The organism is Micromonospora sp. 050-3 (genome assembly GCF_046549335.1).
In the GTDB taxonomy this organism is placed as follows: Bacteria; Actinomycetota; Actinomycetes; order Mycobacteriales; family Micromonosporaceae; genus Micromonospora; species Micromonospora trifolii.
Map to the genome: position 1 here is coordinate 1,129,021 of NZ_JAJPVX010000002.1, position 21,183 is coordinate 1,150,203.

17 protein-coding genes are annotated in these 21,183 nt (G+C 71.7%); 8 read left to right on the forward strand and 9 right to left on the reverse strand.

Annotation, left to right across the window (positions count from 1 at the left end):
* Window positions 1-51: 51 nt before the first annotated feature.
* The 3 genes from ACLJOK_RS20280 (at window position 52) to ACLJOK_RS20290 (ending at window position 3,516) form a co-directional block, all read left to right on the forward strand.
* On the forward strand, window positions 52-705 hold the full coding sequence (locus ACLJOK_RS20280; protein WP_238679720.1) for a rhomboid family intramembrane serine protease: 654 nt from the start codon (window positions 52-54) through the stop codon (window positions 703-705).
* A gap of 106 nt (window positions 706-811) precedes the next feature.
* On the forward strand, window positions 812-1,780 hold the full coding sequence (locus tag ACLJOK_RS20285; RefSeq protein ID WP_410821547.1) for an NAD(P)/FAD-dependent oxidoreductase: 969 nt from the start codon (window positions 812-814) through the stop codon (window positions 1,778-1,780).
* Window positions 1,781-1,845: 65 nt separating this feature from the next.
* Window positions 1,846-3,516 (forward strand): hypothetical protein, encoded by a 1,671-nt coding sequence (locus ACLJOK_RS20290; protein ID WP_410820289.1) that lies wholly within the window; start codon window positions 1,846-1,848, stop codon window positions 3,514-3,516.
* An 18-nt stretch (window positions 3,517-3,534) separates the two neighbouring features.
* Here the strand turns inward: ACLJOK_RS20290 and ACLJOK_RS20295 are convergent, their stop codons facing one another.
* Together ACLJOK_RS20295 and glpX are read right to left on the reverse strand one after the other, a co-directional pair.
* On the reverse strand, window positions 3,535-4,506 hold the full coding sequence (locus ACLJOK_RS20295; protein WP_410820290.1) for a DMT family transporter: 972 nt from the start codon (window positions 4,504-4,506) through the stop codon (window positions 3,535-3,537).
* The gene (gene glpX / locus ACLJOK_RS20300) at window positions 4,503-5,534 is read right to left on the reverse strand and encodes a class II fructose-bisphosphatase (protein ID WP_410820291.1); all 1,032 of its coding nucleotides are present in this window, start codon (window positions 5,532-5,534) and stop codon (window positions 4,503-4,505) included. Before glpX ends, ACLJOK_RS20295 begins: the two co-directional genes overlap by 4 nt.
* A gap of 159 nt (window positions 5,535-5,693) precedes the next feature.
* Here glpX and ACLJOK_RS20305 point away from each other — a divergent pair, with 159 nt between their 5' ends.
* Window positions 5,694-6,341 carry a DUF4245 domain-containing protein gene (locus ACLJOK_RS20305; RefSeq protein WP_410820292.1) on the forward strand — a complete coding sequence of 216 codons (648 nt, stop codon included), beginning with the start codon at window positions 5,694-5,696 and terminating at the stop codon, window positions 6,339-6,341.
* A gap of 207 nt (window positions 6,342-6,548) precedes the next feature.
* Window positions 6,549-7,394, forward strand: a complete 846-nt coding sequence (locus tag ACLJOK_RS20310) for a hypothetical protein (RefSeq protein WP_410820293.1) — start codon at window positions 6,549-6,551, stop codon at window positions 7,392-7,394.
* A 43-nt stretch (window positions 7,395-7,437) separates the two neighbouring features.
* Here the strand turns inward: ACLJOK_RS20310 and ACLJOK_RS20315 are convergent, their stop codons facing one another.
* Window positions 7,438-7,659 carry an exodeoxyribonuclease VII small subunit gene (locus ACLJOK_RS20315; protein WP_354941157.1) on the reverse strand — a complete coding sequence of 74 codons (222 nt, stop codon included), beginning with the start codon at window positions 7,657-7,659 and terminating at the stop codon, window positions 7,438-7,440.
* A gap of 45 nt (window positions 7,660-7,704) precedes the next feature.
* Complete coding sequence (gene xseA, locus ACLJOK_RS20320) at window positions 7,705-8,955, reverse strand: exodeoxyribonuclease VII large subunit (RefSeq protein ID WP_410820294.1); 1,251 nt, start codon at window positions 8,953-8,955, stop codon at window positions 7,705-7,707.
* A gap of 145 nt (window positions 8,956-9,100) precedes the next feature.
* Between xseA and ACLJOK_RS20325 the strand changes: the two genes are divergently transcribed.
* Together ACLJOK_RS20325 and ACLJOK_RS20330 are read left to right on the forward strand one after the other, a co-directional pair.
* Window positions 9,101-10,087, forward strand: a complete 987-nt coding sequence (locus tag ACLJOK_RS20325) for a 4-hydroxy-3-methylbut-2-enyl diphosphate reductase (protein ID WP_238679730.1) — start codon at window positions 9,101-9,103, stop codon at window positions 10,085-10,087.
* 41 nt (window positions 10,088-10,128) lie between these two features.
* The gene (locus ACLJOK_RS20330) at window positions 10,129-10,563 is read left to right on the forward strand and encodes a hypothetical protein (RefSeq protein WP_410820295.1); all 435 of its coding nucleotides are present in this window, start codon (window positions 10,129-10,131) and stop codon (window positions 10,561-10,563) included.
* A 71-nt stretch (window positions 10,564-10,634) separates the two neighbouring features.
* Here ACLJOK_RS20330 and ACLJOK_RS20335 read toward each other — a convergent pair whose 3' ends face one another.
* The gene (locus tag ACLJOK_RS20335) at window positions 10,635-13,931 is read right to left on the reverse strand and encodes a S8 family serine peptidase (RefSeq protein WP_410820296.1); all 3,297 of its coding nucleotides are present in this window, start codon (window positions 13,929-13,931) and stop codon (window positions 10,635-10,637) included.
* Between the two features lie 137 nt (window positions 13,932-14,068).
* Window positions 14,069-15,241: a DNA recombination protein RmuC gene (locus tag ACLJOK_RS20340; protein ID WP_410820297.1), complete on the reverse strand. Its 1,173-nt coding sequence runs from the start codon at window positions 15,239-15,241 to the stop codon at window positions 14,069-14,071.
* 54 nt (window positions 15,242-15,295) lie between these two features.
* On the opposite strand from ACLJOK_RS20340, the gene ACLJOK_RS20345 reads away from it, so the two are divergent.
* Entirely contained in the window at window positions 15,296-16,117 is an 822-nt protein-coding gene (locus ACLJOK_RS20345; protein ID WP_410820298.1) for a hypothetical protein, read from the forward strand.
* 69 nt (window positions 16,118-16,186) lie between these two features.
* On the opposite strand, the gene ppc is transcribed toward ACLJOK_RS20345, so the two are convergent.
* The 3 genes from ppc to ACLJOK_RS20360 form a co-directional block, all read right to left on the reverse strand.
* Entirely contained in the window at window positions 16,187-18,973 is a 2,787-nt protein-coding gene (gene ppc, locus ACLJOK_RS20350; protein WP_410820299.1) for a phosphoenolpyruvate carboxylase, read from the reverse strand.
* A gap of 129 nt (window positions 18,974-19,102) precedes the next feature.
* Window positions 19,103-20,155 carry a hypothetical protein gene (locus tag ACLJOK_RS20355; protein WP_410820300.1) on the reverse strand — a complete coding sequence of 351 codons (1,053 nt, stop codon included), beginning with the start codon at window positions 20,153-20,155 and terminating at the stop codon, window positions 19,103-19,105.
* Between the two features lie 111 nt (window positions 20,156-20,266).
* Window positions 20,267-21,181 carry a cyclase family protein gene (locus tag ACLJOK_RS20360; RefSeq protein ID WP_410820301.1) on the reverse strand — a complete coding sequence of 305 codons (915 nt, stop codon included), beginning with the start codon at window positions 21,179-21,181 and terminating at the stop codon, window positions 20,267-20,269.
* Window positions 21,182-21,183: the final 2 nt, after the last annotated feature.

The following is a 21,183-nucleotide window of genomic DNA, read 5'->3' on the forward strand; positions in this document are numbered from 1 at the left end:
TGGACGGGACGTGAGTGGCGGTCGGCCGCTTTTGCTGATAGCAGTTGTGGAGTGACCCTGCACCCGTCAAGCGGCGACCCCTACCGGTTCGGCACCGAGGCGTTCTACGCCGCGCTCGGCCGGGCGTTCGTCGCCATGTGCGCGGTGGTGCCGTTCCTCTTCCTCATCGAGGCCGTCGACCAGGGGCTCGCGTTCGGCCTGGACGCCACCGCCGGCATCATCCCGCAGCGCATCGACGGGCTGGACGGGGTCTTCTTCTCCCCGTTCCTGCACCACGGCTTCGACCACCTCTACAGCAACAGCATCCCGCTGATCCTGCTGGGCACCTTCGTCCTCGCCGCCGGCGCCCGCCGGTTCCTCTGGTCGACCCTGGTCATCATCCTGGTCAGCGGGCTCGGCGTGTGGTTCACCGGCTCACCCAACTCGGTGGTCGTCGGCGCCAGCGGCGTCATCTTCGGCTACCTGGGCATCCTGCTCACCCGGGGCATCGTCGAGCGCAGCTGGTGGAACTTCGCGGTCTTCCTCCTGGTCGGTCTGCTCTACGGCTGGCAGTTGGTCGGCATCCTCCCCACCGACGAGCGGATCTCCTGGCAGGGGCACCTGTTCGGCCTGCTCGGCGGGGTGGTGGCGGCGATCCTGTTCCGTCGGCGGCGACCCGCTGTAGACGGCCCGGACTACTCGGGCTCCACGCTCAGCCTGCCCTGAGGCGATTCTCCGGCGCGCCTCTGGGACGTGCTTGCCCGACCGTCGCCGCCCGCTTACGGTCGAGATCAGCACGCGTTGATCCGTGAGCGGAAAGCGACGGTACGCCATGCGCGAGGTCGATGTCGCCGTGATCGGGGCCGGTCCGGCCGGTCTCTTCGCCGCGTACTACGCCGGGTTCCGGGGGCTGTCGGTGGCGGTGATCGACGCGTTGCCCGAGCCGGGCGGTCAGATCACCGCCATGTACCCGGAGAAGCTGATCCTCGACGTCGCTGGCTTCCCCGCGGTCAAGGGCCGCGACCTGGTCGCCAACCTGGTGGCCCAGGCCGCCCCGTTCGGCCCGCAGTACCTGCTCGGCACCCGGGCCGAGAAGCTCGCGTACGCCGACGGTCGTCCGGTGCTCGGCCTGGCCGGTGGCGAGCAGCTCGCGTGCGGCGCGATAGTGGTCACCGGCGGGCTCGGCAGCTTCAGCCCTCGGCCGTTGCCGTGCGCCGACGGCGCCCCCGGCTCGGGGATCGTCTACTTCGTGACCGAGCCGACCGAGCTGACCGATCGGGACGTGCTGATCGTCGGCGGCGGTGACTCCGCCTTCGACTGGGCGCTGGCGCTGCAACCACTGGCCCGGTCGGTGACCCTGGTGCACCGTCGGGAGAAGTTCCGGGCCCACGCCTCGACGGTCGCCCGGGTGCTCTCGCTGCCGGTGCGGGTGGTGGTCAACGCCGAGGTCACCAGGCTTATCGGGGACGGCGCGGTGACCGGTGCCGAGGTGACTGTGCGCGGCGGCGCGACCGAGACGTTGCCGGTGGACACCGTGGTGGCAGCCCTCGGCTTCACCGCCGACCTGGGCCCGCTCGCCGAGTGGGGGCTACGGCTGGACCGCCGGCACATCCTGGTCGACAGCGCTATGGCCACGAACCTGCCCCGGGTCTTCGCGGCGGGTGACATCACCGAATACCCGGGCAAGGTCCGGCTGATCGCCACCGGCTTCGGTGAGGCGGCGACGGCGGTCAACAACGCGGCCGTTGCCATCGACCCGAGCGCACACCTCTTCCCCGGGCACTCCTCCGACGCCGGCTGAGTGTCGGTATCGGACCCAGACCGACCTGAGTCCGGATCGAGACGGCTCGACCGGATCCTGAGGGGATGACGGGTTCCGAGACACAGCGGGACGGTGCACCCACCACGCTGTCCTGGCTCTGCCACCCCGCCACAGTGATCGCGCTGGTCCTGCTGCTGGTCAACGACCATGTGCTGAAGGCGACCTCTCCCGGCCTGGTGACCGGCAAGCTGAGCGACATCGCCGGCTTGGTGCTCGCCCCGCCGCTGGTCGCGGTGCTGCTGACTCTCCTGGTGCCACGGCTGCCGTCCCGGGCCGCCGCGGTGGCCGGCCTGGTCGCGGTGGGCGCCGGGTTCGCGGTCGTCAAATCCAGCGGGTACGCCGCCGAACTCGCCTCCTCCGCCTGGACCGTGCTGGCCGGGCCGTCGCTGGTCCGGGCCGACTGGACCGACCTGCTCACCCTGCCGGCGCTCGGCCTGGCCTGGTGGAGTTGGACGCGGTCACGTCGCCGCCCGGTGCGCCAACGGACCGCCCGGCTGGTCCGGCTGCTGGTGGTGCTGCCACCGGCGGTGTTGGCGGTGGCAGCGACCAGCGCGGTCTACTACCCGTACGCAGTGGCCACCGCGGTGGTCGACGGTCACCCGGCGATCTCGGTCGGCAGCGGCTACAGCACGTCGGACTGGCCTGCCAATCCGATGGACGGGCAGTGGGCAATCAGCGAGGACGGCGCGACCACCTGGCGGGCGGCCAGCGAGGAGGAGCAGCGGCGACTGTCCCGCCAGGAGCTCGGGCAGCAGCAGGCGTGCGCTTCGGATGAGCCCCGGCGGTGCTACCGGATTGTCACCGGGCACCTACGGGTCGAGGAGAGTGACGACGCCGGTGCGACCTGGCGGGTGGCCTGGGAGGTGCCCGACGGGCAGCGGGAGGAGTTGGCCCGCCGGTCGCCGAACCCGGGCGATGTCCAGCGACATTTCGCCTCCCGCGATCTGGTCGTCTATCCCCACGCCGGGGGTGGTCACGAGGTGCTCGTCGCCAACGGGCGGGACGGGTTTGTCCGCCGCCTGCCCGACGGTGGGTGGCAGCGTGACGGGTTCCTCTTCGAGGAGGGGCGGCTCGGCACGTCGTGGATGGAACCGCCCCAGCTGGGCGGTGGCGGACCCGGCGACCGCGAGATGGACCTGTTGCTCGCCGTCGCGCTGGCGCTGACTCTCGGCTGCGCGGTCGCCGCGTTGGCCGGTCATCTCGCGATCCGCCGTGGTGGGGGTCCGCGCTGGTGGGGGGTCGTCAGCACTGCGTCGATGCTGGTCGCGGGGATCGTGTTGGCCGCGGCCTGGGCGCGCGACGACGACACCCTGGCGTTCATGGCCGTGCCGTTCGTGCTGGCGGTGGGCGTCCTCACCGCGGTGGCCATGATCGTTCGAGCTTCCTACCAGGGCGCTCTGCGGCGCTGGATCGGGTGGGTGTTCGCCGGGATCCTGCTCACCGCGCTCCTGGCTGGGCTGCCGCTGGTCGGTTGGCTGTACGGCATCCCGTCGCGAACCCGGTTCGCGGTGGCGCTCGCCCTGCTGGCCACGGTGCCGGGAGTGCTGCTGGCCATCCGGATCGCACGGCTGGTGGACCCGGCCCGTGGGTTCGAGCAACGGTACCTGCCGCGCCCGCCCTATCCGCCGCACGTGCCTTATCCGCCTCCGCCCTACCCTGCGCACCCACCGACGGTGCCCGATCCGCCGTACCCGTCGCAAACGCCGCCGCAGTGAACCTCGGCGTGCGGGCGGTCAGCGGCGGGCGGGTGGCGCCAGCGCGGCGATCAGCACCGCCACCATGGTCAGCGCCGCCCCGAGCAGGGTGTTCACACCGGGGTGCGAGGCCGCCGTGGGAAGGACCAGGTCCAGCAGGACAGCGCCCACGATCTGCCCGGCGATGGTGGCCAGGCCGAGCAGCAGCACACCTGTGAAGCGCACGATCGCGGCGGCGATCGCGATGAACACGATGCCGATCGGGCCGCCCAGGTAGAACCACGGCTCGGTCGGCAGGTTGCCGCCGGGCCAGCCGCGTACGGCGATGTCGATCGCGAACGCGACGAGCAGTGTGACGGTGCCGACGGCGAAGTTGACGAGCGTGGCGGTCAACGCGCTGTCGGCCGCCGCCCGGACCCGGCCGTTGACGGCCTGCTGCCAGGCGATGCCCACCCCGGCGAGCAGCGGCAGCAGGGCCAGCGCCAGCGCTCCCGGGTCGCCGAGTCGGTCGCCGACCGCCAGGCCGACCGCCAGCACGGTGAGCACCGCGCCGGCCAGCCGCTGCCGGGTGACCGGCTGCCGGCCGGTCGGCCCGATCCCGGCCCGGTCCACGGCGAGGCTGCTGCCGGTCTGGCCGGCGACCACCGCCACTGTGAAGACCGCCACGCCCAACGTGCCGATGGTGAGCCCCTGGGTGGCCACCAGGAACGCCCCGCACATCCCACCGAGGCACTGCCACGGCCGTAGCGTGCCCGTGCGCAGGGCCTTCCGCGTCGCGACCAGCCCTCGCCGACCACCGGGGGTGGCGGGCACCAGCACCAGCAGCACCAGCAGGCCGATGCCGAACGAGACGACCGCGGCGGCGAAACCGTCGTCGAGGCGTACCCCCAGCTCGCCGTTGATGCGCGACTGCACCGCCACAGCGACCCCGGAGGCCGACGCCAGCGCGACGCCGGTGATCCGGCGGGCGGCCGACAGGGTCTGCGGGGTCGCCGTGTCGGCGGCTGTCACTCCTGCTCGGCCAGCGGACGACCATCGAAGTCGACCGCCGAGTAGAGCGCCAGCTTCTCCAGCCGGTGGTACGAGTCGATCACCCGGATGGTGCCGCTCTTCGAGCGCATCACGATCGACTGGGTGTACGCGCCGCCGGCCCGGTAACGCACTCCACGCAGCAGGTCGCCGGAGGTGACCCCGGTCGCCACGAAGAAGCAGTTGTCGCCGGTGACCAGATCATCGGTGCCCAGCACCCGGTCCAGGTCGTGCCCGGCGGCGATCGCCTTCTCCCGCTCCTGCTCGTCGCGCGGCCAGAGCTTGGCCTGCATCGCACCGCCCATGCACTTCAGCGCGCACGCGGAGATGATGCCCTCCGGGGTGCCGCCGATGCCCATCAGCACGTCCACGTCCGACTCGCCCCGGGCCGCCGCGATGGAGCCCGCGATGTCGCCGTCGGAGATGAACCGGATCCCCGCCCCGGTCCGGCGGATCTGCGTGACCAGGTCGTCGTGGCGGCTCCGGTCCAGCACGCAGACCGTCACCTCGGAGATGTCGGTGCCCTTGACCTTGGCGATCCGGCGCAGGTTCTCCGCCACACCGGCGTTGATGTCGATCACGTCGGCGTACGCCGGCCCGACGGCGAGCTTCTCCATGTAGAACACGGCGCTGGGGTCGAACATGGCACCCCGCTCGGAGACGGCGAGCACCGCCACCGCGTTCGGCATGCCCTTGCTCATCAGGGTGGTGCCGTCGACCGGGTCGACGGCGACGTCCACCTCCGGGCCAGTGCCGTCGCCGACCTGTTCGCCGTTGAAGAGCATCGGGGCGTTGTCCTTCTCGCCCTCGCCGATCACCACCACACCGCGCATCTGGATCGAGTTGATCAGCTTGCGCATCGCGTCGACAGCGGCCCCGTCCCCGCCCTCCTTGTCGCCCCGACCGACCCACCGGCCGGCGGCCATCGCCGCGGCCTCGGTGACCCGGACCAGGTCGAGGGCAAGGTTTCGGTCGAGATCCTGTGGGATCCGCGTCCTGGTGTTCGTCATGACGGCTACTCCTCCTCGCGACGGTGCGGGGACGACCGGCGGCGGGGAGGCCCCCACTGCCGGCTTTGTCGCTGATCCTCACACGATGGCCGACCGGGCGTCGGCGCGGGGCGGTGATGGCCCGGATACCGCCGGTCGGGCGGCTGCGAAGATAGCGGGGTGGAACCCGCACAGCCAGCCGACCGCGTACCCGCCGACCGCACGCCGCCCGACGGTCAGCCGCCGGCCGACGTCCCCGCCGGCCGCGGTGGTGAGCCCGCCGCGACCGATCCGACCCCACCGCCACCGGCGGCGTCCGGCAAGTCCGAGCGGTCGCCGAAGGACATGGCGATCTCACTGCTGGTGCTGCTCGTCCCGATCGCGCTGCTGCTGGCGTTCTACCGGGGATTCCTCGGCGGCGACCAGGCCACCACAGTCGATCCGGCGCCCGCCATCGAGCAGGCCCGCTCGGCGAACGTCTTTCCGGTGACCCAGCCGCAGGGGCTCGGCTCCGACTGGACGACGGTCAGCGCCCGCTACCAGACCGTCGAGGGCGGTGCGAACCTGCGACTCGGCTACCTCACCCCGGAGGGGCGGGGCGTCCAACTGTTGCAGAGCAGCGTCCCGGCGGACCGTCTGCTCCCCGCCGAGCTGACCAGTCAGAGCCAGCCGCAGGGCCCCACCGAGCTGGCCGGGCGCACCTGGCAGCTCTACACGGCCCGGGGAAACCAGCAGGCGCTGGTCCTGCTGGAACCGACCCGCACGGTGATCGTCGTGGGCGACGCCCGGGACAACGAACTCCGCGAACTGGCCGGCTCGCTGCGCTGACCGGACCCGGTGGTCGCTGACTCCGCTGAGACCGAATCTGGGCAACCGGGCCGAAGGGTGATTGTCCGACGCGTCGACAGGGAACAAGGAGGGGGTGATCCGGGCGCGCTGCTCGGCCCGGATCGCGCGACGCAGCCGACGGTGCTGCTGCGTCGCCCGGTTTCCGGCGCCGTCCAGGTCGTCGGGTGACCCCCTTGGGAGACACGTATGACTGTTCGACGACTTGGCGCCGGCCTGGTAGCCGCCGCTCTGATCACGCCCGCACTGGCCGCCTGCGCCAGCGGAACCGGCACCACCGGATCGACGCCGTCCCCGACGGTGAGCGCGTCCGGCACGGCGAGCCCGTCCGGAGCCCCGGTGGCGGGCGACGCCAAGCAGGCCCTGCTCGACTCCACCAAGGAGATCAGCAACGGGAACTTCCGGTTCACCCTGGCCGGCGCCGGCTCGACGGCGGAAGGGCTGGTGCACCAGCCGAGCCAGAGCGCGGCGATGAAGATCTCGATCGGTGGCCCCTCGTCCGACCTGGCGATGAAGCTCGACGTGGTCCACTACAAGCCGGACAGCTGGGTCAAGCTGGAGCTGGCCGGCCCCACCGCCGACAGCCTGCCCGCCATCAAGCAGCTCAACCTCGGCAAGTACCAGCACCTCGACCAGAACCGGATCAAGGGCAACCGCAACCTCGGCTTCGACTTCGAGAAGGTCGACCCGGCCGGTAGCGCGGTGCTCACCCAGGGCATCACCGAGGTCCGCAGCACCGGCACCGGCGCGTACGCCGGCACCATCGACGTCACCAAGGCCGCCGAGGCGGGCTCGCTGAACGCCGCCACGATCGCCGCGCTGGGCACCCAGGCGAAGACCGTCCCGTTCACCGCGAAGGTGGACCCGCAGGGCCGGCTCAGCGAGCTGGTGTTGCAGTTGCCGGCCGCCGGGCAGACCGCCGCCCAGGAGATCAAGATGACCTACTCCGACTACGGTGCCGCCACCGCAGCCCAGAAGCCGCCGGCGGCCCAGGTCGTCGAGGCGCCGGCCGAGCTGTACAGCCTGTTCAACTGACGTACCCGGGTGGGGCGGCTCCGGCCGCCCCACCGGCGGTCGGTCAGGAAGCGGGCTCCTGTCGGGCGGCGTCGATCCGCGCCCGCGCACCATCCAGCCAGCGTTGACAGATCACCGCCAGCGCCTCGCCGCGCTCCCAGAGTGCCAGCGACTCCTCCAGGGACGTGCCGCCGGCCTCCAGCCGCTCCACCACCGAGGCCAGCTCGGCGCGGGCCTGCTCGTAACTGAGCCGTTGGTCCGGCCCGGCCTTCGTGTCGTCAGTCATCGCGTTCATCTCAGCACATCACTCCCCACCGCGCCGCGTCGCCACTCAGCCATCGACAGTGGCGGCCAACTCGCCGTCGGCCAGTCGTACCCGCAGCGGGTCGCCCTTGCCGACCTCCCCCGCCGCGCGGACCACGTGGCCGTCCGCGCGCTGCACGATCGCGTACCCCCGGTCGAGGGTGGCGGCGGGGGAGAGGGCGCGCAGCCGCGCGAGAGTGTGCCGCAGGTCATCCTCGGCGGCGGCGAGCCGATGCTCCAGACAGCGGCCGGCCCGCTGACGCAACGCGGTCAGCTCGGTCGCCCGATGCTCCACCATCACCTGGGGCCGGGCCAGCACCGGCCGGGAACGCAGACCGTCGAGCCGGTGCGTCTCCCGGTCGACCAGGTTGCGCACCGCCCGTTCGAGACGGTGCCGGGCCTGCCCGATGAGGCGTACCTCCTCGGTGAGGTCGGGGACCACCCGCTTCGCCGCGTCGGTCGGGGTGGAGGCGCGAACGTCGGCGACGTAGTCGATCAGTGGCGCGTCCGTCTCGTGGCCGATCGCGCTGACCACCGGGGTACGACAGCCGAACACCGCCCGGCAGAGCGCCTCGTCGGAGAAGGGCAGCAGGTCCTCGATGCCGCCGCCGCCCCGGGCGATGATGATCACGTCGACGCTCGGGTCGGCGTCCAGCACCTTGAGCGCGTCGACGATCTGTGGCACCGCGGACGGGCCCTGCACTGCCACGTTGACAGTCCGGAACTCCACCGCCGGCCAGCGCCGACGGGCATTGGTCAGCACGTCCCGCTCCGCCGCCGACGCGCGACCGGTGATGAGCCCGATCCGGCCGGGCAGGAACGGCAGCCGACGCTTGCGGGCGCGGTCGAAGAGCCCTTCGGCGGCGAGCAGCTTCTTGAGCTTCTCCAGTCGGGCCAGCAGCTCCCCGAGCCCAACCTGGCGAATCTCGTCGGCCCGCAGGCTCAGCGTGCCTCGGGCGGCGTAGAACTCCGGCTTGGCGTGCAGCACCACACGGGCGCCCTCACGGAGCTCCGGCGCACCGGCGTCCAGGACGTCCCGGTTGGTGGTGACGGTCAGGCTCAGGTCGGCCGACGGGTCACGCAGGGTGAGGAAGACAGTGCTGGCTCCGGGGCGGCGGCTGATCTGCGCCACCTGCCCGTCCACCCACACCCAGCCCAGCTTGGCGATCCAGGCTCCCACCTTCTGGCTGACGACCCGTACCGGCCAAGGCTCCTCAGCGCTACTGGCCCCGCCGCCCCCGCCGCCCCCGCCGCTTCCCACCCGCCCACCCTCGCTCACCCGCCCACCCTACGGACCTCCCCGGTGATCAAGAGGTTTGCGTCGGCGCTGGGCGCGTTTCTGACGCAAACCTCTTGATCACCGGGGGTTGGGGGTGGGGTTGCGGCCCGGTGGCGGGTGGAGGGGTGGCACGTACGATGGGGTGGTGACTGAGGCTCAGGCGACTCACCGGACCGGCAAGCGCGTGCTCCTGGCCAAGCCCCGCGGCTACTGCGCGGGTGTCGACCGCGCGGTGCAGACCGTGGAGGAGGCGCTGAAGCTCTACGGCGCCCCGATCTACGTGCGCAAGCAGATCGTGCACAACAAGCACGTGGTGCAGACCCTGGAGGCCCAGGGCGCGATCTTCGTGGAAGAGAACGAGGAGGTGCCGGAGGGCGCCACCGTCATCTTCTCCGCGCACGGTGTGGCGCCGGAGGTCTACGAGCAGGCCAAGGCGCGTTCGCTGAAGGCGATCGACGCGACCTGTCCGCTGGTCACCAAGGTGCACCACGAGGCGCGGCGCTTCGCTGCCGAGGACTACGACATCCTGCTCATCGGCCACGAGGGGCACGAAGAGGTCATCGGCACCGCCGGTGAGGCCCCCGCGCACATCCAACTGGTGGACGGCCCGGACGGTGCCGACAAGATCACCGTACGTGATCCGGAGAAGGTGGTCTGGCTCTCCCAGACCACGCTCTCGGTCGACGAGACGCTGGAGACGGTGGCCCGGCTCAAGCAGCGGCTGCCGCTGTTGCAGTCCCCGCCCAGCGACGACATCTGCTACGCCACCTCCAACCGGCAGCACGTGGTCAAGGAGATCGCCGCCGACTGTGACGTGGTGATCGTGGTCGGCTCGACGAACTCCTCCAACTCGGTCCGCCTGGTCGAGGTCGCCCTGGACGCCGGCGCCCGCGCCGGTCACCTGGTCGACTTCGCGCACGAGATCGACGACGCCTGGCTGGAAGGGGCCACCACGGTCGGCCTGACCTCGGGCGCGAGCGTCCCGGACGACCTGGTCCAGGAGGTGCTGGTCCACCTCGCCGCCCGCGGCTTCGCCGACGTCGAGGAGATCACCACGGCCAACGAGCGGCTCACGTTCTCGCTTCCGCAGGAGCTGAGGCGGGACATGAAGGCCGCCGCAGCGCGCGGCTGAGGCGCGGGAACGAACCCGGGTCGGCGTACGTCAGATTCGGCATGAGGACTCTTCGGCTCGCCGTTCCCGCGCTGGCCGTCTGCGTGGCGCTGAGCGCCTGCGGCGGCCAGGGTGTCGGGGGCGGCACACCCACCCCGACACCGACGGGAGCGCAGCCGGTGACCAGCCAGCCCACGCCCGATCCGACCGCCTCGCCGACGACCGGCACCCCCTCCGCGCCGTCCGGGGTGAAGACTCCGAAGCCGGGCGGCCCGAGCACACCGCCGGGCGTCGGGGCCACCACCCTGAGCGGCACCCTCCAGGGCGGCGTGGAGCCCGGTTGCGTACTGCTCGACGGTTACCTGCTGCTCGGCGGCCCGCGTGACGTGCTGACGCCGGGCGCGCGGGTCGAGGTCACCGGTCGGGTGGAGCCCGGCATGATGACCACCTGCCAGCAGGGCACCCCGTTCGTCGTCACGGCCGCCCACCGGTCCTGACCACTCACGCCTGACACGCGGGAGCCCGCCCCCGAACGTGGGGACGGGCTCCTGCCGGTGTTACGAGCGGATCAGTTCACGGCACCGATGGTGACGTTGCCGCGACCCACGATCGCACCCTCGGTGGTGACGATCGCCAGTTCACCGGAGAGCTGACGCCCGTCGGCCGGAACGGCCACCGCGGTCACCGTGCCGGTGATGGTGGCCGACTCGCCGTGCATCAGCGGCACCGCGACGGCCGGAGCAGTGATCGTGCCCAGCGACGCGGACGCGAACGCGTCGTAGTAGTCGTAGGCGGTGCTGGTCCCCGGCCCGTCGACCCCGTACGGCTCCACCACGACGCGGTAGGTGCCGGCGGGCGGGTTGGTCAGCGTGACCGCCTCCTCCGAGTCACCGTCCGCGGCCCGACCGACCTCGGTGGTGCCCCGGTAGACGAACAGGTCCAAGTCGGCGCCCGCGTTGGCGGGGTTGCCGATCCGGGCGGTGAACGTCGACGTGCCCGCCGGGATCTCGACGGTCCACTCCTGGTTGGGGCCGCCCTCGGTGATGGTCGGACGCTCGGTACGCACACCGGTCAGCGCGCCACTGCGGCCGCTGACCGAGACCGGGCCGAAGGCGTTTGTGACGTTCCAGCTCACCGGGGTCGGCTCGCCGGCCTCGACACTGGGCAGCTCGACCAGCGCCGGCTCGACGGTCAGACCCTGCACCCGCGCCTGGAGCTTGAACGGGTTGTTCAGCGCCGGCGACGTCCGCCGCGACTCCACCTCGATCTCCCAGACCCCGGGAAGCGGGTTCTGGTAGTCACGCTCCTGCGGCTTGCAGACGTTGACGTCGGAGAAGTTGGTGTAGCAGACGGTGCTGGTGGTGGCCTCCACCGGCACACCCAACGGGTTGATCGCGATGAACCGGGTCTGCGAACCGGTGGCGATCCCGGAGAGGTTCACCTGGAGTGCCTTGGCGCCCTCCGGCACCGTGACGAAGTACGACGTGAAGCCGTTCCGGTCGACCGAGCCCTCGTTGGCGTACGAGAAGTTGGGCTTCTTCACGTCGTTCGAGGCCACCACCACTGTGGACACCTCGAAGTCGACCACGTTGGTGGCCGGATCGTCGATCCGCACGATCGCGCCGTGTGCGCCCTCGGTGGCCGGCTTGGCGGTGACGCTGATGGTGACGGCCTTGTTGAGCGGCAACGCGACGGTCTTCGGCGCCTTGAAGGTGCCGTCGTTGCCCTGGAGCGTGACGTCGTGCTTGATGGTGCCGGCCGGGCCGCTGGTGCGGGTCAGCTTGACCGGGTAGGTCTTGCTCTGGCCGACCTTGTGGCCGCCCTCGGCCGAGGTGCAGCGGTTGTAGACACCGGTGCCCCGACCCGGGTTCGGCACGAACTTCACACCGTTCCAGATGGTCAGCTGCTCCGCGAGGGGGCTGCAGACCGGCGCGTCGGAGACGTACGACCGGGTTTCGACGCCCTGGCGCAGCAGCTGCCAGGCGCCCGGAACGTTGACCATGCCGTAGCCCTGCGCGTACGTCGGCACGTCCGCGATCGGCTTGGCGGAGCTGAACAGCGCCCGCCGCAACGCGGCCGGGCTGACGCCCCGGTCGGTGGCCTTGGCGGCCGACAGCAGCAACGCGCCCGCGCCGGCGGTCTGCGGAGACGCCATCGAGGTGCCGTTCAGCATCGCGTAGCCCGGGGGCAGCGCGTATCCGGCCTCGGGGACCGGGGCGCCGAGCTGCCAGGTCGGTGCGGTGGAGATGGCCGAGCCGGGGGCGGCGATGTTCGGCTTGAAGCCGCCGTCCTCGCGCGGGCCGCGGGAGGAGAAGTTGAACAGGGCGTTCTTCTTCTTGACGACCGAGCCGTAGTTGGACAGCCAGGTGTCCTTGCTGATGTTGGCGGCAACGCTGATCACGTTGCTGGCGACGGACGGGTCGCCGACGGTGTTGAGACCCGGGCCGGAGTTGCCGGCCGAGATGACCAACTGCACGCCGTACGTCTCGATCAGTTCGTTGTAGAGGTTCGTCCGTGCGTTGTTGCCGTCGTTCAGGCCCGGAAGGCCACCGATCGACATGTTGACGATGTCGACGCCACGGTTGGCCACCAGGTCGATCATGCCGGTGGTGAGGGCCGCGGCGGTGCAGCCGCCGCCCCAGGAGCAGGCGCGGGCGGAGACCAGTTTGGCGCCGGGCGCGGCACCGTCGAAGGCCCCGTTGCCGAGCATGTCGTTGGCGGCGGTGATGCCGGCGACGTGGGTGCCGTGGGTGCTCTCGACGATGCCGATGTTGACGTAGTCGTAGGTGCCCGGCAGCCCGATCGGCGTGGTGTTCACGTTCTTGCGGAACTCGACGACGAAGGGCTGCCGCTCGGCGACCGGCGTGGCCGGGTTGTCGGTGCCGAAGTAGCCGATGTCGTACTTCTCCTTGTACGGCCGCAGGACCGGGTCGTCGGTGAAGTTGAGGTTCTGGTTGGCGTCCACCCGGATGTTGTTGGTGGCCGGGTCGAAGAGCACACCCCAGGTGTCGGTCGTGTCGCCGTCGCGGTTGACGTCACCCCGGGCGTCGCTCGCGGTGGTGACCGACTCGCTGAACAGGTTGAACCGGTACGTGCCGGCCGGTGCCGTCCAGGTGCCGCCGGCGATGGTGAACGACGGGCCGGCGACCTCGGCCTGCATCCGCCGCCACGTGCCGTCCTCGAGCGGGTCGGTCGCGGTGACCCAGTCGACGATCTTGCGCTCGCCGGTGGTGGTCTGCTGCAACGCCGGGTGGGCCAGGTCCACACCGGAGTCCATGATGCCGATCGTGACGCCCCGGCCGTCCCACGCGGGGTGGGCCGCGGTGAACGCCACCGCTCCGGTCTCGTTCGTCGGCATGTAGGGGTTGTCGGCCGGGGTGGTCTCGCCCGGCGCCGCGACGGCGGCCTGCCGCGCGCCGGCGGTGCCGGCGGGGGTGCGTTCCGGGGCCGGGTCCGGCAGTTGGATGACCTCGTCCAGGTCGACAGCCGAGACGCCGGGCAGGCGTGCCGCCTTGAGGACCCGGTCGGTCGGGACCTTGGCCAGCACGAAACCGACCCGGTCCTGCCGCTGGCTGACGGTGCCGCCGAGTTTGGTGAGGCTGTCGGCGACGTCCCCTGCCTCGCCCTTCTCGGTGGCGACGATCAACGTGACGGTCGGTGCCTTCTTGGCGCGGGCTTCGCTGAGCAGTTTGGCGTCGTGGGCGCCCAGCGTCTCGGCGGCGGTGGCCGGGGAAGCGTCCGGTGTGGTGGCGGGAGCGGCGGCCGCGGTGGCGGCACCTCCCGTTGTCGTCATGGCGCTCGCCGCCAGGACCGACGCGAAGAGCGCGGCTGAGGTGCGCCGGCTCAGGTTTCGGAGTCTGCTCACGTTCTCTTTACCTCCAGAGAACAGGGCCCTTCAGAGAAGGGCGCTCGGGTGAGCAGAATCTTTCGGGGTTTCGACGAGCACTGTCACTAGTGGCCAGTTCGTTGTGACCACTTCGTGACATGCAGGCATACGCACTGTCACATAGATGGCTGGCGGGCCGAGACCTCGTCGGCCGGGTCGGCCAGCTCGGGCGCCTGCGGCTGCCGGGGCGTCAACTCGACCTGGGCCGGCGTGGCCAACTCGTCGTCCGAGACGCCCATCTCGGCGAGCTTGCGAGCGCTGACCAACACCCGGGCCTCCAGTGAGCCGACCGCCCGGTTGTAGGCGGTCACCGCACCGGCCAGCGAGGACCCGAGCTTGCCCACGTGGTCGCCCAGTGTGGACAGCCGGCCGTACAGCTCACGGGCGAGGGTGTGCACGGCGAGCGCGTTGCGGGCCAGTGCCTCCTGCCGCCAGGAGTAGGCGACAGTGCGGAGCAGGGCGACCAGCGTGGCCGGCGTGGCGAGCACCACGTTGCGGGTGAAGGCGTGCTCCAGCAGCGTCGGGTCTCGCTGGAGCGCGACGTCGAGGAACGGGTCGGCGGGGACGAACAGCACCACGAACTCGGGTGAGTTGTCGAACGCCGACCAGTACGACTTGGCGGCCAGGGCGTCGACGTGCCCGCGCAGATGCCGCGCGTGCGCGTCGAGGTGGGTGTCCCGGCCGCGCTCGTCGCGGGCCTCCATGGCTGTCAGGTACGCGTCGAACGGGGCCTTGGCGTCCACCACCACCGAGCGACCACCGTGCAGACGGACCACGAGGTCCGGTCGGACGACCTGCTGGTCGGTGGCGGCGGTGACCTGCTCGGAGAAGTCGCAGTGCTCCAGCATGCCGGCAGCCTCGACGATCCGGCGCAGCTGGTGCTCGCCCCAGCGGCCCCGCACCTGCGGTGCGCGCAGCGCCGCCACCAACTGCTTGGTCTCGGTGCGCAGCTCACCGGAGACCGCGTTCATCGAGCGGACCTGCTCACGCAGTTCGGCGTACGCGTCGACGCGGTCGTGCTCCAGCTCGGCGACCCGCTGCTCGTAGCGGCGCAGGGTGTCGTGCAGCGGCGCGACCGCCCGGGCCACCGCCTCCTGGGACTGCGCGGTGGCCTCGTAGCTCAACGCCCGCATGGACTGCTCCAGCCGACCCTCACCCTCCCGGGTGGCGGCCAGGGTGGCATCCAGGCGGGCGATGTCGACCGCCGACCGGGACCGGGCCGCGAGCCAGCCCACCGCCCCGCCGGCGCCGAGGCACACGATCACCAGGAGCAGTGTCGAGACGTCCATCACCGGAGCTTGCCAGACGGATACGACGTGCGAGCCGGGGGTACGTTCGATGACATGGAACTTGTGCTCTGCCTCGCCGTTGTGCTGGTCGGCGCGCTGGGCGCCGCCGCGCTCATCCGCGCTCAGGCCGGTGCCCGTCGGCGCACCGAGCTCGGCGACGCCCGCGCGGAGGCGCAGCGGTGGTACGAGCGCCTCGGCGGCCAGTTGATGAACCTGCAAGGCGAGGAACCAGCGGTACGCCAGGCGCTGGCCGACGCCGGTGAGCGGTACAACGCGGCGGGCTCCCAGCTGGAGCAGGCGTCCACGCCGCACCAGTTCGGGCTGGCCCGGGAGACCGCGCTGGAGGGTCTGGCGTACATCCGGGCGGCCCGCACGGCGCTGGGCATCGATCCGGGTCCCGAGGTGCCGACCCTGGCCGCCGCCCGCGGCGCGGGGCAGCTCACCAAGGAGCGTGAGGTCGATGTGCAGGGGCAGACCTTCCGGGCCGGGCCGCAACCCGGCCGGGAAACGCCCTACTACTACCCCGGTGGGCGGTATCAGGGTCGACCGGTGCCCGCCGGCTGGTATTCGACGCCCTGGTGGAAGACGGCGCTGGGTGCCGGCGCCGGTGTGCTCGGCGGCATCCTGATCGCCGACGCGCTCTTCTCGCCCGCCTTCGCCGACCCGGGGTACGGCTACGACGCCGGCTACCAGGAGGGCTTCGGTGACGGTGTCGACCAGGGCGGCGACGGCGGTGACCAGGGCGGCGGCGACCAGGGCGGGGACGTCGGCGGCGGCGACTACGCCGGTGGGGACTTCGGCGGCGGCGACTTCGGTGGTGGCGGCTTCGGCGGTGGCGACTTCGGGGGCGGCGACTTCGGCGGCGGCGACTTCTGACAGCCGTTCCGACCCACTACGAAACGGGCCCCGGTCGCAGCGACCGGGGCCCGTTTCCGTACCTGTTGATCAGCCGGTGTTGCGCATCCCGGCGGCGATGCCGTTCACAGTGGTGAGCAGCGCGCGTTCCAGGGCGGTGCCGTCGCTCGGCGCGCGTCGGCCGCCCGGGGCGGTGGCGATCGCCCGCCCGGCGGCGCCCGACTCCCGGTACTGCCGCAGCAGCGCCACCTGGAGATGGTGCAGCGGCTCCAGGTAGGTGTCGCGGACGGCCAGGGTGCGCTGGAGCACCGGCGAGTTCTCCAGCAGGGCCGGTGACGCGGTCACCGCCAGCACCTCCCGCTTGGTCAGCTCGTACTCCTGCTCGATCTGCTCGAAGATCGGGTGCAGCTTCTTCGGCACCAGCGTCTCGACGTACCGGCGGGCGATGCTCAGGTCGGTCTTGGTCAGCATCATCTCGACGTTCGACAGGAACGTGCGGAAGAAGTGCCAGTTGCGGTGCATCTCGGCCAGCACGTCCGCCAGCCCCGCCTCGCGGGCGGCGGCCAGCCCGGAGCCGACGCCGAACCAGCCCGGCACGATCTGCCGGGTCTGCGTCCAGCCGAACACCCACGGGATGGCCCGCAGCCCGGACAGCCCGGCACCGGTGTTCGGGCGCTTCGCCGGCCGGGAGCCGATGTTCAGCGCGCCGAGCAGCTCGGTGGGGGTGGACGCCCAGAAGTACGCGGGCAGGTCCGGGTCCTCGACGAGCGACCGGTAGGACCGGAACGCCGACTCGGAGACCACGTCCATCGTCGCGTCCCAGCGCTCCAACATCTCGGCCGGCTGCCGGGGTGCTGTGTGCAGCAGGGTCGCCTGGAGCACCGCGGCGAGGGTCAGCTCCAGGTTCTCCCGGGCCAGCGAGGGCAGGGTGTACTTGTCGGAGATCACCTCACCCTGCTCGGTCACCTTGATCGCGCCGTCCATGGTGCCGTACGGCTGCGCCAGGATCGCCTCGTGCGTCGGCCCGCCGCCGCGCCCGACCGTGCCGCCCCGGCCATGGAAGAGCCGCAGGTGCACACCGTGCCGGGCGGCCACGTCGCGCAGCGCGCGCTGCGCCCGGTGGATCGACCACTGGCTGGTGGTGATCCCCGCTTCCTTGTTCGAGTCGGAGTAGCCGAGCATGACCTCCTGCACGTCACCCCGGGCCGTCACCAGCGCCCGGTACGCGGGCAGCGACAGCAGCTCGTCGAGGAGTTCGCCGCCGGAGTTCAGCTCGGCCGGGGTCTCCAGGAGCGGCACGAACCCGACCCGGGCCCGCCCGCTGTGCACGTCCACCAGGCCGGCCTCGCGGGCCAGCACCACGGCGGCCAGCACGTCGTCGACACCCAGGGTCATCGAGATGATGTACGACTCAATCACCTCGGAGCCGAACCGGTCCTGTGCCTCCCGGATGGTGCTGAACACGTCGAACGTCTTGCGGGCCGGCTCGGACAGCGACGTGTCCACCGTCGACAGCGGACGGCGGCCGGTCAGCTCGTCGGCGAGCAGCTTGGTGCGTTCCAGCCGGGTCAGCGCCGGGTAGTCGGAGACTTCGCCGACCGCCTCGTAGAGCTGCGCGAGCACCGCGTGGTGCGCCTCGGCGTGCTCCCGGACGTCCATGGTGGCCAGGTGCAGGCCGAACGCGGAGACCGTGCGGATGGTGGAGGCCAGCCGGCCGACCGCGGTGAGCTGCCCGGAGTTGCGGGCCAGCGAGGCGCGCAGCAGGTCCAGGTCGGCGATCAGCTCGGCGGAGCCCCGGTAGTCCCGGCCCGGTACGTGCGCGGTGCCCTGACGCAACCGCAGCCGGGTGTTGGCGAGCTTCGCCTTCACGCAGCGCGCCTTGAGCCGGTACGGCTCCTCCGCGTTGACCCGGCGGAAGCGCTGCGCCACCTCGGGCAGCGCGTCCAGGTCGGCGGCGAGGCTGGCGGAGAGGTCCAGGGACACCCCGCGCAGTCGGCGGGACACCGAGACCTCGTTGATCAGGTGGTCCATCGCCTTCTCGGTGGCCGCGATGCCGTGCTCGTGCTGGATGGTCAGCACCTCGCGGGTGACCGCCGGGGTGACGAACGGGTTGCCGTCGCGGTCGCCGCCGATCCAGGTGCCGAAGCTCAGTGGCCGGGCCGTCGGTGAGGTTTCCACGCCGAGCGTGCGCAACGTGTCGGCGAGGTCGTCGAGCACCTGCGGTGCGGCCTCGGCGTACAGGTCGCGCAGGTAGTAGATCGCGTTGCGGGCCTCGTCGGTCGGGTCCGGCCGGTCGAGCCGCAGCTCGTCGGTCTGCCACATCAGGTCCAGCAACTCGGCCAGCCGGCGGTTGGCCGGGCCCTCGTCGCTGGCGCCGTAGAGGATGGCGTTGGCGGTCTCGGTGTCCAACTCGTCGGCGATCGCGCGCAGCTTGGACAGGATCGAGCGACGGGCCGCCTCGGTCGGGTGGGCGGTGAAGACCGGTCGCACCGCCAGCCGGCGAGCCGCGTTGGCGATCTCCTCGGCCGGCACCCCGCGCTCGGCGATCATCTTGGCGGCCTGGTCCAGCCAGCCGCCCTGCACCGCGCGGCGGCGGCGCAGATCCCGCGCCCGGTGCACCTGCTCGGTGATGTTTGCCAGGTGGAAGTAGGTGGAGAAGGCACGGGCCAGCTTGGTGCCGGTGGTGACGTCGAGCCCGCCGAGGCGCTGGGCGGCCGCTGGGGCGTCGGAGCGGACCTGGGCGCGGATCTCCTCGACGAGGTCGAGCAGCGGGCGACCCTCCTGGCGGGCCAGGGTCTGGCCGAGCAGGGTGCCGAGTCGGCGAATGTCGGCGCGCAGTGCGGCGTCGGGGCCGTCATGGTCGTGCTGGTCGGTCACGATGCGCTCCCTTACGTGGATACGAAGGACAGCGCTGTCCGACTTACTGGATGGTATCCGCGCGCAGGGGATGTCTGGAGGGCCCCCTGGTGATCCACTGCCTTCGGGAGGGTGTTTTCCGGGGTGATCTCAACCACCGTCGCGGTCCGGCGAAGGGCCGGAGCGGGTCGTCCCGGGGCCGGAGGGTGCGGCCCGGCGACCCCGGACCAGGCTCGCGCTGATCAACCCGAGCCCTCCGAGCACGGTCCAGATCCCGAGGGCGGCAGCCGGCCAGCCGGCCGACCGCCAGTCGAAGTACACAGCGGCCTTGGTCAGGTCGTTGGCGAGCCCGGGGATGTTCCAGCGGTGCATGCCGCGCAGCACCCCCGGCAGGAACTCGGGCGCGTAGATGCCGCCGGAGCCCGGGTTGCCGAGCACCACCAGCAGCAGGATGACCAGCGCGGTGCCCGCGACACCGAGCCAGCCCTGGACGGCGCTGGCGAACATGGCGGCGGCGAAGACGGCCAGCGCGCCGATGGCGGCGATCGTCGGTACGTGGTGGTGCCAGATGTCCAGGACGGGTCCGACCACCACCGCGCCGGCGATGCCGAGCAGCACGCTGTAGACCGCCAGGGCGGCGATGCGCAGTCCGGCCCGTCGCGCCGTACGGGGGGTGGTGCCGGCGGATATCCCGAGCACTGTCGAGGCGAGGTAGCCGCCGAGCACGTACCCGACGTTCAGGTAGAAGGGCACCACCCCGCGCGGGTCGGACGGGGTGACCGGCACCTTGTCGACGATCTGGAGCGGAGTGCCGGTGCGGGTGGTGGCGGTGCCGAGGACCTCCTTGATCGCGCTGGTGGCGGAGGGGCCGGAGGCGCTCGCCACGGTCAGGAGGAGGCCGTTGTCCGGTCCGGTGCTGAGGACGGCGTACACAGCGCGGCTGAGCAGTCCGTGCTCGGCGGCGGCCGGGTCGTCGTACCCGACGGGTTTGAGGATTGTGGTCTGGCCGCGCACGGCGTCGAGCGTCGCCTGGGCGCGTTGGTCGCCGGAGACGACGCCGATCGGCAGGTCGCGGGGTGTGGGCTGGTGCAACGCGCCGACGTAGGCCGCGATGAACGCCGTGGCCAGCACGAGGGTGCCGAGGAGCAGTCCGATGCTGCGTGGCGCCCAGTCGCGAACTGTGCCATGCGATTCTTTGTCCACGTTGCTAGCCTATGGTCCGTTTTGTGGACAGCCGTGCGGAACCAGTCGGCCGGGCGGCTGGCGGGGAACGCCACGGAGGCCGGCCGTGCGTCGACGGCGTCGCGGATGACGTCAGGCGTCGACGACGGCGAAGGCGCGAACCGGAAAGGTGCCCATGCCGGCCACCATCGGCGGGGCCGCGGTGAACCGGAACCCGCTCGGCGGCAACGCGTCCAGGCCGGTCAGGTGCTCGACGATCGGGATGCCGGCGGCGAGCAGCGTGCTGTGCGCGGGGCGTACTCCGGCGGCCGTCGGGCTCATGTCGTCGATGTTGATCGAGTCGATGCCGATCAGGGCCGCCCCCGCGTCGACCAGCGCCTGGGCGGCGTCCCCGGTCAGGTACGGCGCTTCCGGCGCGCCGTACCGCTCGGTGCCGAAGTGCGCATCCCACCCGGTGTGCAGCAACACCGCCCGGCCGTCCACCTCGTACGGGGCCAGCATCAGCCGGTCCACGGCGCGGATGCCGGCCGGCACCCGGACCACCACCCCCGGTAGGTCGGCGAGGCGGTCCAGCGACACCCCGGTCAAATCGTCCAGGCCGGCCCAGCGGTGGGCGGGCGTGTCCAGGTACGTGCCGGTGTTGGCGATCATGTCGATTCGGGCCACGTGGAACTCGGTGCCCGGGGCGTACCGCTCGCGGGATGCCGCGAAGGTCAGCCAGTCGGTGATCCGAGGCCCCGGCCAACCCGGCAGGGTGGTCATGCCGTCACTGATCACGTGGCTCAGCTCGACCAGCCGACGATCGGCGCCCGAGCCGTCGACAGCGACACCCCGGCCGCCCTTGTGCGGCTCCTCGATGATCGTTCTGGCGCTGATCTGTACGTCGGCGACCATCAGCAGCCCGAGGTGCCGGACGAACAACGCCGCCAGGTCGTCGTCGGTGATCTCCCGACCGGGAATGTCCAGCCGGAACCCCTCGGTACGCAGCCCGCCGCCGTTGGCGAAGCTCACCTCCGCGTCGAACTGTGCCCGCCACTGCTCACCCATAC